The sequence below is a fragment of the Aliiroseovarius sp. S1123 genome (assembly GCF_023015885.1).
Classification (GTDB): Bacteria; Pseudomonadota; Alphaproteobacteria; order Rhodobacterales; family Rhodobacteraceae; genus Aliiroseovarius.
Map to the genome: position 1 here is coordinate 290,286 of NZ_JALKBE010000004.1, position 9,784 is coordinate 300,069.

The 9,784-nt window shown below is 53.3% G+C and carries 11 protein-coding genes and 1 tRNA gene; 3 read left to right on the forward strand and 9 right to left on the reverse strand.

Annotation, left to right across the window (positions count from 1 at the left end):
* Positions 1 to 3 precede the first annotated feature (3 nt).
* From MWU53_RS10390 to MWU53_RS10420, 7 genes are all read right to left on the reverse strand, one after another.
* Complete coding sequence (locus MWU53_RS10390) at positions 4 to 1,065, reverse strand: polysaccharide biosynthesis/export family protein (protein ID WP_247093018.1); 1,062 nt, start codon at positions 1,063 to 1,065, stop codon at positions 4 to 6.
* A 222-nt stretch (positions 1,066 to 1,287) separates the two neighbouring features.
* Positions 1,288 to 1,812, reverse strand: a complete 525-nt coding sequence (locus tag MWU53_RS10395) for a DNA-packaging protein (RefSeq protein WP_247093020.1) — start codon at positions 1,810 to 1,812, stop codon at positions 1,288 to 1,290.
* An 84-nt stretch (positions 1,813 to 1,896) separates the two neighbouring features.
* Positions 1,897 to 2,187: a hypothetical protein gene (locus tag MWU53_RS10400; protein WP_247093022.1), complete on the reverse strand. Its 291-nt coding sequence runs from the start codon at positions 2,185 to 2,187 to the stop codon at positions 1,897 to 1,899.
* Between the two features lie 5 nt (positions 2,188 to 2,192).
* A complete protein-coding gene (locus tag MWU53_RS10405; RefSeq protein ID WP_247093024.1) occupies positions 2,193 to 3,137 on the reverse strand; it encodes a primase-helicase zinc-binding domain-containing protein in 945 nt (314 codons plus the stop codon).
* Entirely contained in the window at positions 3,137 to 4,636 is a 1,500-nt protein-coding gene (locus tag MWU53_RS10410) for a DEAD/DEAH box helicase (RefSeq protein ID WP_247093026.1), read from the reverse strand. The genes MWU53_RS10405 and MWU53_RS10410 overlap by 1 nt, the downstream gene beginning before the upstream one ends.
* The gene (locus MWU53_RS10415; RefSeq protein ID WP_247093028.1) at positions 4,629 to 5,171 is read right to left on the reverse strand and encodes a hypothetical protein; all 543 of its coding nucleotides are present in this window, start codon (positions 5,169 to 5,171) and stop codon (positions 4,629 to 4,631) included. Before MWU53_RS10415 ends, MWU53_RS10410 begins: the two co-directional genes overlap by 8 nt.
* A gap of 165 nt (positions 5,172 to 5,336) precedes the next feature.
* The gene (locus MWU53_RS10420) at positions 5,337 to 5,600 is read right to left on the reverse strand and encodes a hypothetical protein (RefSeq protein ID WP_247093030.1); all 264 of its coding nucleotides are present in this window, start codon (positions 5,598 to 5,600) and stop codon (positions 5,337 to 5,339) included.
* A gap of 98 nt (positions 5,601 to 5,698) precedes the next feature.
* Between MWU53_RS10420 and MWU53_RS10425 the strand changes: the two genes are divergently transcribed.
* Both MWU53_RS10425 and MWU53_RS10430 read left to right on the forward strand, forming a co-directional pair.
* On the forward strand, positions 5,699 to 6,301 hold the full coding sequence (locus MWU53_RS10425; protein WP_247093031.1) for a hypothetical protein: 603 nt from the start codon (positions 5,699 to 5,701) through the stop codon (positions 6,299 to 6,301).
* A gap of 30 nt (positions 6,302 to 6,331) precedes the next feature.
* A complete protein-coding gene (locus tag MWU53_RS10430) occupies positions 6,332 to 7,459 on the forward strand; it encodes a site-specific integrase (protein WP_247093033.1) in 1,128 nt (375 codons plus the stop codon).
* 412 nt (positions 7,460 to 7,871) lie between these two features.
* On the opposite strand, the gene MWU53_RS10435 is transcribed toward MWU53_RS10430, so the two are convergent.
* Positions 7,872 to 7,948, reverse strand: a tRNA-Met gene (locus MWU53_RS10435).
* 144 nt (positions 7,949 to 8,092) lie between these two features.
* On the opposite strand from MWU53_RS10435, the gene MWU53_RS10440 reads away from it, so the two are divergent.
* A complete protein-coding gene (locus MWU53_RS10440) occupies positions 8,093 to 8,605 on the forward strand; it encodes an acyloxyacyl hydrolase (protein WP_247093035.1) in 513 nt (170 codons plus the stop codon).
* Between the two features lie 2 nt (positions 8,606 to 8,607).
* Here the strand turns inward: MWU53_RS10440 and MWU53_RS10445 are convergent, their stop codons facing one another.
* Positions 8,608 to 9,288, reverse strand: a complete 681-nt coding sequence (locus MWU53_RS10445; protein WP_247093037.1) for a cyclic nucleotide-binding domain-containing protein — start codon at positions 9,286 to 9,288, stop codon at positions 8,608 to 8,610.
* Positions 9,289 to 9,784 lie beyond the last annotated feature (496 nt).

Below are 9,784 nucleotides of genomic sequence, written 5' to 3' on the forward strand. Positions count from 1 at the left end.
CCGTCACTTAGCGATCTCATCCACTGCTGTCGCAGCGTTTACGGTGGGCAACAAGCTGGAGATTGTATCGTTCCAACGCTGCAGAGGGGAGCGAGTTACGTAAACTACATCGAATGGCTCAAGCGTGAAGCGTGTCCCAAGCAGCCATCCTTCCGGAGAGTTGGTCTGCAACTGGTAAACGACAGTTGTGCCGTTCACTTTCCGGAAAACAAACACCCCCCTTGCATCTGCACGCACCTGGTTGATTCCACCTTGTCGCGTGAGGGCTTGTGTCAAAGTGACAGGCTCAATCGATAGATCGATCGGTGACGGTCTAGTCACTTCGCCAAGAACGAAGGCTTCGGCGGTCTGGCGGCGTGGCACATTCACGATATCTCCATTGCGGAGGATCGGATTATTTCCGCGCATGTTGCGCTTTAGGAAACCTTCCAGATCCACACGATAGCTGCGCCCGTTTCGTTGTAGGGTGATGCGGGATTGATCTCCAGTCTCACGCAAGCCGCCCGCAGCATTGACCGCTTCAAGCAATGTCAGAGGAACAGTTGTCAAAGCCTGGCGGTTTGGTGACCTTACTTCTCCGGCAATGGTTGTGCTCTGCGAATTGAAAGCAGCGATCCGAACCTCGACTTGCGGATCCGGAATGTAGTTCGCGAGCTTCAGCGACAGTTCACCACGAATGTCCTGCACCGAGCGGCCTTTTGCGTGAATTTGTCCAACATAAGGATAGAAGAAGGTTCCGTCAGCCTGCACGCTGAATCCGGTGTCGGCGACGTTAAACTGAGGCCTTGCCGGTGAAGTGAGTTCCGGATGGTCAAATACGATGATGTTAAGAATGTCGCCAACACCAACCTTGTATTCCCAATCGGGTTGGTAGGGCAGGCTCGTCCGAACCGTCTGTACAATCGGGCTAGCAAAATTTGAAATGTTGGAGGCACTGAGACGAACGACCGACACCTTGTCATCAAGAGTGGCCTGCTTTTCCTCTGTCACAGGAAATGTTGTGAACCCATCGGAGCAAGACATCAGAAAAAATGCCGTGCAGATCGAAAAAGCTAACTGTTTCATGCTCACCACCTCAAGTTTCCCACCCCCTACACTACGCAACTAGCCTATTCAATCTAAAGTTACCCCACGTGCTCTCAAACGATTTCCAACTTTTTATGTGACATTACAGCTTTTCTACCGCTCTGCGCCAAGCCTTGAGGGCATTGCAGCCGGCGGCTGATCAGCCACCAATTGAAAGAGCTGGAATGAAAGCTAAAGCACTGTTTCTGCAGGGAGTGCGACTTATGAACCGTCCTGTTCAGTTTGGCTGCTATCGCCCTCATTCTGCTCCTCCGGTTCGGGAAATGTATGTCGTACAACGATTGCTAATCCAGCTTCAGTCGTTTCGCCGAGACTAATTTCTCGGGCAATGATGCTGGGATTTAGCAAATTTGCCGCAGCCCCCTCCAACTTCTGTGTCCGGATGCAGTTTTCCGCCCAGGTGCAGATGTCCACTAAATCCGCACGACGGCTCTTCCAATTCTCCCAGGTTTGTCGGGAGATGTTTAGAAAAAGGCATAGCCCGGTGACGGTCATGGCGCGCATTTTGGGAACGCTAATCAATTCGATATTGCCGCCTTCTCCCTTCATCGGCCGGACGTCATGAAGCGGATTTTCGAAAGCCCAACTGAAGTATTCCAATACACATTCTTGCAGCTCTTCAGCTGTCTCGAACATTGGCTTCGGCCCAGCACTGGAGCGCGCCTCCCACAGTCTATTGCCAGGGAGGAATTTTCCCGTGACTTTGTCTCTGTCAAGCTCAGACATTGTTCAGGGTCTCCAAGAGTTATAGCGACACTCATTAAACATAGTACGGGACAGAAGAGGTGTTTATGGTCTCTGGCTTTGCCCTCACGCACTCTTCCTGAACAGTTTGATCTCAGCGCCGAGAAGGCTGAGTTCTGAGATGAGGTTGCCAAGCTTCCCGATACTGTCTCCGTCGAGATTGTCTGTCAGTCCTTCGAATGCACCGAGATCATCGCTGATCTGCATGATCCGCTCGCCTAAGACCGCATTCGAAAACAGGCCATAGGTTTCTGGACCATGGCGATGGGCGGCAGTCGCAACTGATTTCATAACGCATGCCAGGCTTTCGAGAAGCTCCGGATCGACCGGGCATTGCATGGGCCAATCTTTACTCATGGCTTTCACTCCTTTTGGTTCTGGTGGTTTTGGTAGACATTCGCGTAATCCGTGCCTGGCACCTCTGGGATCTTGACCTGCACGTCGATCCCCTTGATCGACAAACGATGGGCAAGTTCGTATGCGGCGGCCTGACCACCGTGCTTGACGTCATTGTCGGCAAACACGACGACGTTGTAACAACCATCAGGCGGCCACCACTTTTTCAGCAGTGTCGAGTTGATGGCAGACCAAACTGGCATTTCGTAGAGTGCAGATGCGGCCATGGCGGTCTCAATACCTTCGGCAATCCCAAGTGTTCCGCCGGTGTATTGGGACAGAGCAACACACGCCCCCGGAGGTAACTCACCAGGTGTGAGTTTGCGGGGACTTGCCATCTCGGCCTTGCCGGAGCCATCAAGCTTCAAAAAGGTCCTGTGAATCGAAGCAAAGCGTGGCGCGCCATATACACCCACACAGGCAATCATTGCAGGGCGAACGCCACCTTCTCCATCACGAAGGGACGGTGCAAAACGCAAAGCCTCTGGATAAATCAGTTCATCCAGTTGCCGACTGGCAAAATAGCGATCAACAAGATCACCCTGGGTGATTGAGCGGGAAGCGCCATAAATCTCTTTCAACATCCCCCGACGCTCACCTGCGGAGAGACCTTGGCGCGACTGGCAAACATCAATCTGGACATTCCCGAGCATCTGATCGATGCGACGAGCCGCCTCCGGGAAGTTCGAGCCGGTAAATTCCATCGCCAAATTCATTCCGTCGCCGGCGCCACATTGATTGCAGATGTAGGTCCCGCGACCGTCCTTATTGTCCCAGCGAAAGCGATCTTTTCCACCACACAGGGGACAGGGCCCGTGGCGGTTGTGCAGGGCGACCTCGGGAACTCCGAACTCCAGCAGAATGCCCCTCCACTTGCCGGTCGCCATTTCTGTTGTGCGGTGCTGGAACATCAGGCGGCCCCCGCTTGCTTGGCCTTCGCTTTGGCCCGTGCGATCCGTCGGCTCTTTTCCCAATTGAGAAACGCCTGATCGGGCTTGATGGGTGTGCGATCCAATCCGCGCGGCCAATCTCCGAACTTCTCCCGGAACTTGTGCGATGCCCAACCGTCGCTATAGTCACGCTCTTTACTCAACCAGAGGCACATCCCGAAAAACCGCTGGCGATCCTCTCGCTCGGCGGGGCAAAGTCGATGAGCAACCTCCACCAAATCGCCCTGTGCGACGTCAATATCCCTGCTCACTGATCGCTCGTGCCCACATACGGGGCAGCGGATGCCTGTGTGGAGCGTCTCACATTGAGAGCAGGGCTTAGGAAGCTTGCCTTTGGATTTACTCCGCTTCCGTTCTGACGGCGGCTCTATCTCGTTCAACTGTTCATGATGGATGTCGGTGACCAGACCTAGGCGCAGGCTGTTACCAGCGTGATCAAGGATCAGGAGGTCTTCTGTGCCAGGGTTTACACGCATGCCGCGCCCAATCTTCTGGACGTGGAGCATTTCGCTCTTTGTAGGGGCGGTATCGATGATGCAACTGACAGGCCAGTCAACGCCGGTCGTGAGCGTCCTCACAGAGCAAGCGACCTTGATCTCACCGCCGGTAAACTGGCGTTTGATGCGAGCACGCTCAACTGTGTCAGTGAAAGCATCACAGTACCCCGCTGCCACACCTGCCCGTTCGAAAGCAGCTTGCAGGGCCTTGGCGTGGGCGCAATTGACAGCAAAGAGAAGCGTCGAACGGTTTCCACCGCGCTGCAGCCATGTCTCGACAACGTTACCCACCAAAATGGACCCGCTCATCACACCTTCAAGGTCAGCCTCGACATACTCCCCACCACGTGTGCGGACATTCGAGAGATCAGGGATGTAAGGAGCGTATGTGCGGAACCGGGACAAGAAACCTTGTTCGATCAGTTCTTCAATTGTGATGGGGAGAACGAGATCTTGCCACCGCTCGCTCATACCTCGTGCCCATGGCGTTGCAGACAATCCGATGAAGACCACATCACTGCGTTCATCCATCAACTCTTTAATCACGGAGAACTGGATATGGCATTCGTCAACAATCACCACCGCAGCTTGAGGGACCTCCCTCCTAGCCAATGTCTGGACTGAGCAGACCTGCACGGGTTGGCTCGGATCTGTGCGCGGGTGGTCTGCTTGCATCACGCCGATGTCGACAACGCCTTCGCTTTCAAATGCAGTGACAGTTTGGTCGATCAAGCTGATAGCCGGGGCGGTGAAGATCACCTTGTTGCCTTTGGTCAGGGCACCCTCGATGATCTTTGCTGCGGTTAACGTCTTGCCGAAACCTGTCGGCCCTTGAATGACAACCCGCTTATTCCCCCTGGCCAGGGATTGGCGAAGCAGTTCAATCGCCTTGATCTGATGCGGGCGTAAGGTTTTTGGCTGACTGGCTTGGGATGTCGCCATGGTGCTGAACAGATCAGACATCACTGCCTCCAACGACACGGAAGTTTCCAGCAGGGGCCGACGGGGTATCTTTACTATATCCGGCGGACATCATGTCCGGCCTCATGTCCGCCCTGATGTCCGTCCTCAAGAGATCAGAGACGGCATCGATCTTCTCGACCAACTCACGGCTCGGGTTACACCCAGCCAAGACCATCGCGCGCTTCAAGGCGATGAGATCGAGCCAGTAGCGGGTCGCGCGTCGCCCACCCTTCTTGTCAGAGAAGGGGATCAAAACACTCCACGCTTCAAGCTGACGCAAGTTCCGCCGCGCTTGCCGGTCAGAGCAGTTACCCATTTTGGCCATCTTGGAGTTGCCAGGATGCGCTGCCTGACCTGCCAGATGTTTGCGCAGGCAGTGCCTCAGCAGACCACCAGTCATTTCGATGAAGCTATTCCCCAACCGACATGGGCAACGGCGGAGCGTCGAGCAGACATGCCTGGACAGGTCATCGATTTGAACAAGGGCAAGGGGCTTATTCACCGAATTGCCACTCTTGCTTGCGGCCTTCATCATAACAATCGTCGAGCCTGTTTTTAGTTGCGAGTGTCACTCCAGCTGAAACGAGCATTCCAATTGGGCACCATGCGCCTACGGCTTGAGGAGAGTGGGTCGCATTTCCATGGCACGTCCGCTGGTGTGTCTCCGGTTGCTGATCCGTAGGTTCGGAAAATCTGTTCGTCATGACGAACACCCCGCATCCGAGCGTTCGCTCTCGGTGTTGCTGGCCTCATCAAGCTTCTGGGCCAAAGCAACGATCGACACCTTCTCCACCCCGTTGATCTTAATGGTCGGCAAATCCCCTCGCTTCGCTGCCGTGTAGGACGCCGTTCGCCCCAAACCAATAACAGCCCCGCCTTCGGGGATAGAGACGACAACTCGATCAGGGCCGAAGCGACCTTGGAGTATCGCCATCCAGGTCGCAAAAGTTTCGCTTTTGTCCATTTCCAGCTCCTCGTGTCATAAGGTGAATGATCCTATCCATTGACGTACACCCCCCATGTCGATAGTTGTAGTCCCCATTATTGACAAAGGTATCGACAATGAGTGGAAGAGCGATCCGACTTAACAAACATCTGAAGTACGTCGAGAGTGACGGCGTGAAGGGATATTTCCATCGTTCCGATGAAAAGACGATGGACACTGAGAATGACACTCTAATTCGAGATGTCATTGGCTTCGCCAACGAAGAGACGGAGAATGTGACCCCGGAAAGGTGGCTGGGGTGGGGACGGAGGAACTGCCCAGACGGACCTGAAGAGTTCAACAAAAGCTTAGGTGAGGCGCATAAATTTGCGCGAAAATGCTTTTTGGAACTATCGAGGAACAAAGCCCTTTCCCGCGAAAACTCCCATCAGCTGAATGAATACCTAGTTAGAGTTCAGGAACGCCGTGTATTCTCCATCGAGCAGGGTGAATCTGTGGTCTGGCTCGCTTATGTCATTCCGTCTGCAACCGCATATTGTGCCTATGTTATCGCTGCAGTCATCAACGCAAAGCAGGTCGACAACATTCATCAATGCCGCCTCAGCGAATGCCGAAAGATATTCTGGCGACCGAAGAGGCGAGGGCCCCGGCCAGAGTATTGTTGCACCAAACACGGGAACACAGGCTCGAAGAGAGTGGAGCGAGGTATGATGCCATGACACCTAGCCTACGACAAAGTGAGAGCAGCAATGGCTAAAGTAAGAAAACGCACATGGAGCAACCCCCAGGGCAGGCAGTGCCGCGCCTTCATTGTTGATTGGATTGATAACAAGGGCGGTCGTCAGCGCAAGCAGTTTACGAAATACCGGGAAGCCGATCAGTTCCGCATCAAAATCGAGGGAGAGCTGTCCAGAGGCATCTATCGAGCCGATGCCACTAGGATTACGGTTGAGGAGCTGTGCACTGAGTTTCTTGAACACTGCAAGGGCCGCATGCAGCGCAATGAGCGCATGACCCGAAAGATGCTGGTCGTCTACAGGGGGCACATAAACAACCACATCCTCCACGCTGGACATGGCTTAGGCGCGCGAAAATTGTCGCAACTTACGACATCAGGCGTCGGTGACTTCCGAGACGCGTTAAGAAACTCGGGGGTGTCAGTTGTTACGACACGTAAAATTCTTTCAACCCTTCACGCAGCCATCGCCTTCGCAATCAGCAAAGATTGGGTCGCAACGAACGTAGCGCATGGCGTCAGGGTAATTGGGCCTCGGGACGAAGGCGCGAAAAAAGTCATTCCGCCGTCGAAGCCAGATCTAATGGCAATCTTGGAGAACTCCAATTCAGACTTAAAGCTCAAAATTATGTTCGCTGCGCTGACGGGCTTACGCGCATCGGAACAGTGGGGCTTAAGGTGGGATGATGTTGACTTAAATAGGGACGAAATCCATGTGCGCCGTCGCATTGATGCCTATGGAAGTGAGGGGCCTACAAAAAGTAAAGCTGGTGTACGAACCATTCCCCTTTCCGATGCTCTCGTAAAATCATTGAAGGAGCACAAAATCGGAAGTCGTTTCAAAGAACAAAACGATTTTGTTTTTCCGAACTCCAAAGGCAGCCATACGAGGCACGACAACCACATTAAGAGGCACTATCGGCCTGCTTTAGAGGCTGCGGTTGTATCTGGTATAAACTGGCATAGCCTTCGTCACTTCGCAGTATCTTCTTGGATTGAGCAAGGCTTGCCACCTAAGGCTATCCAAACCTACGCCGGGCATAGTAGTCTGTCAGTAACAATGGATCGGTATGGCCACCTCTTCCCAGACGAATCTCACAAAGCTGCGATGGATACGATCGCCGGAGATTTGTTGGGGTAAGTGAGCTGTGGCATTGAGTGGCTACGTCGGTTCCAAGAATGGTTCTACAGAGCAAACGACTGCGTCTATTCGTTGTTTTGTAGAGATCTGTGTGCAGCCATCAAAGCGCGACTATCCTATTGCAGCGCTAGCATTAATACGACAGCTGACCCCAAACCTCGACACCACCCATTGGATTAGGCCTGATCCGCTTCCTAAACCCATCGATCAACAGTGGACATAAAGAGAACAAATCGCCCATTTCATGTGCCACCATGTGCCAATCATGTGCCATGGACATAAGTGAACACTTTAGAATAATTCAGAATATTATGATATTACAACGGCTTACCGTGAACCACCCCAAAATCAGAGTTTTCCGAGCTCAGAAAAAGGAAAACGCCCGTATCTCATTGAGATTACGGGCGTTTTTTGGTTGCGGGAGTAGGATTTGAACCTACGACCTTCAGGTTATGAGCCTGACGAGCTACCGGGCTGCTCCATCCCGCGCCAGTAGTGTGCTGTATATAGGCCTATGAATTGGGAAGCTCAAGCGCAATCGGCAAAAAACCTGCTACTATTTGCGATGCTGGCATGCGGTTGGTGACACGGCCCGCCTAAATCGCTAAGCCTTTGGGAATAAACGAGGGATCCATGGACGGCACACTGGCAATATTGTTTCTACTTACCGGATTGATCGACATGTGGGTCAATCACTGCGATCGTGGCTGCGTTAAACCAGCCATCGAGATTGCCAGACATACAGTGTCAGCAGGTAGCCTGATTTTCGAAGCAGATTCGGTTGGGGGCGAGGTCTATTATCGCCATGACCTTCCTGTCAGTTTCGGTCCGTTCCGCCCGGTGGTTGGCCTGTCGGTAGACAGCCTAGGTGACGTTTGGATTGGCGCGGGGGCGGTTAATGAATTCCGAATGCCAAGCGGACCAGGCTTCGCCGAGCTCAGCTTCATACCCGGCTGGTGGATGAGATCAGAGGACGGGCCTCGGCTAGGTTATCCAGTCGAGTTCCGGTCAGGACTCGAGGCGGGCATCTATCGTGAAACCGGTGAACGGATCGGTGTGTCCTTGGATCACCGTTCGAACGGAGAGCTGAGCTATCCCATTCCGAATCCCGGGCTGGAAACTGTCCTTCTTCGCTACGCGCAATAGAATCACACGACAGCTTCCAAAGCTTCATCCGTCGTCGCGTTGGGTGCACCCGCCTGCGCCACTTTGCGCGCAAGGTCGAGAGATATCATCGCATCCAAAGCCAACCGAAATCTCACGTCCCGTTCGGCGCGGGCTCTCAATTGATTGACATCCCAACACAGTAGCTCACCCTCTTCGGCCATTACGACCGTCGCGGAGGCCTTGTTGTTCGTTAGAAACGCAACCTCCCCTACGAAGTTGCCACGGCGCATATAAAATCCGCCGCCTTGTTTCCTGACATCTACCAGACCAGAAATGACATAGTACAAATCGGGCACTTTTGTTCCGGCTGTCGTTAACACCTTGTCTTTCGGTAGTTTTTCCCGACGCGCCAGCAGCATGAGCTTCCGGAAATCCCCTGGGGGCAAGGCGCTAAATGACGGGTAGATATCTATGTCCCTCTTCGGAAGGATCCATCTGGACCTCCTGATCAGAAGATTAGATAGACCAATGAGGTTAGCCATTCCTGTGGCAGAACTGGCCCAAATCGCGGACCACAGAGGGGCATCAGACACTATCGCATAGTACCAGATATACAGCGCGGTCCCGATCAAGAGCATGATACGCAATGCGACCTGATTGATGATCAGATAGCCGAGAACGAAGGTGGCCGCTGCGGCGAAGACCAGAACATCAGACGGCATAGGCGGACGCTCCTTATCACTGGGAACGATGCGCCATGCTCATTTTTTAAGATCGTTCCGGGGACACCCAATTCTCGTATTTTAACCATAAGAACCGTTCGTCGCGAAGGCGATTATGGTTCGGCGTGGCCGACCAGTCATCTAATATCACGTTACGCCTTGAGTTTCTTCAGCGTTATTCCTTGCGCAGAACTGGCGATGGCGGATCGCATGTTTTGCCGCTGTACAACCGGCGTGTGACCTTCACGTCCCCATATTGATCAAGATACCTAGCGTGATCGTACGCGAGACATAAAGTTCTTTCGTACTGCAGATGGTTCTGCGCGCGGTGTTCTAGGTCTTCGAGAGGGGGGCACTTAATCTCATCCCCCCTTCACGCAGAACGCCGCGCTCATTTCTGAGCGCGGCGTTTTGTTTTGTTCTGATCATCGAATTGAGAGGATACGTTATTTGGTTCTTTATTAGGTTTGGCGGTGACCTACTCTCCCACGCCTTA

Excerpts from the sequence above, each read along its gene's own strand:
- MWU53_RS10390 (WP_247093018.1), bottom strand. The coding sequence starts at position 1,065 with ATGAAACAGTTAGCTTTTTCGATCTGCACGGCATTTTTTCTGATGTCT.
- MWU53_RS10415 (WP_247093028.1), bottom strand. The coding sequence starts at position 5,171 with ATGATGAAGGCCGCAAGCAAGAGTGGCAATTCGGTGAATAAGCCCCTT.
- MWU53_RS10400 (WP_247093022.1), bottom strand. The coding sequence starts at position 2,187 with ATGAGTAAAGATTGGCCCATGCAATGCCCGGTCGATCCGGAGCTTCTC.
- MWU53_RS10425 (WP_247093031.1), top strand. The coding sequence starts at position 5,699 with ATGAGTGGAAGAGCGATCCGACTTAACAAACATCTGAAGTACGTCGAG.
- MWU53_RS10420 (WP_247093030.1), bottom strand. The coding sequence starts at position 5,600 with ATGGACAAAAGCGAAACTTTTGCGACCTGGATGGCGATACTCCAAGGT.
- MWU53_RS10440 (WP_247093035.1), top strand. The coding sequence starts at position 8,093 with ATGGACGGCACACTGGCAATATTGTTTCTACTTACCGGATTGATCGAC.
- MWU53_RS10445 (WP_247093037.1), bottom strand. The coding sequence starts at position 9,288 with ATGCCGTCTGATGTTCTGGTCTTCGCCGCAGCGGCCACCTTCGTTCTC.
- MWU53_RS10395 (WP_247093020.1), bottom strand. The coding sequence starts at position 1,812 with ATGTCTGAGCTTGACAGAGACAAAGTCACGGGAAAATTCCTCCCTGGC.
- MWU53_RS10430 (WP_247093033.1), top strand. The coding sequence starts at position 6,332 with ATGGCTAAAGTAAGAAAACGCACATGGAGCAACCCCCAGGGCAGGCAG.
- MWU53_RS10410 (WP_247093026.1), bottom strand. The coding sequence starts at position 4,636 with ATGTCTGATCTGTTCAGCACCATGGCGACATCCCAAGCCAGTCAGCCA.
- MWU53_RS10405 (WP_247093024.1), bottom strand. The coding sequence starts at position 3,137 with ATGTTCCAGCACCGCACAACAGAAATGGCGACCGGCAAGTGGAGGGGC.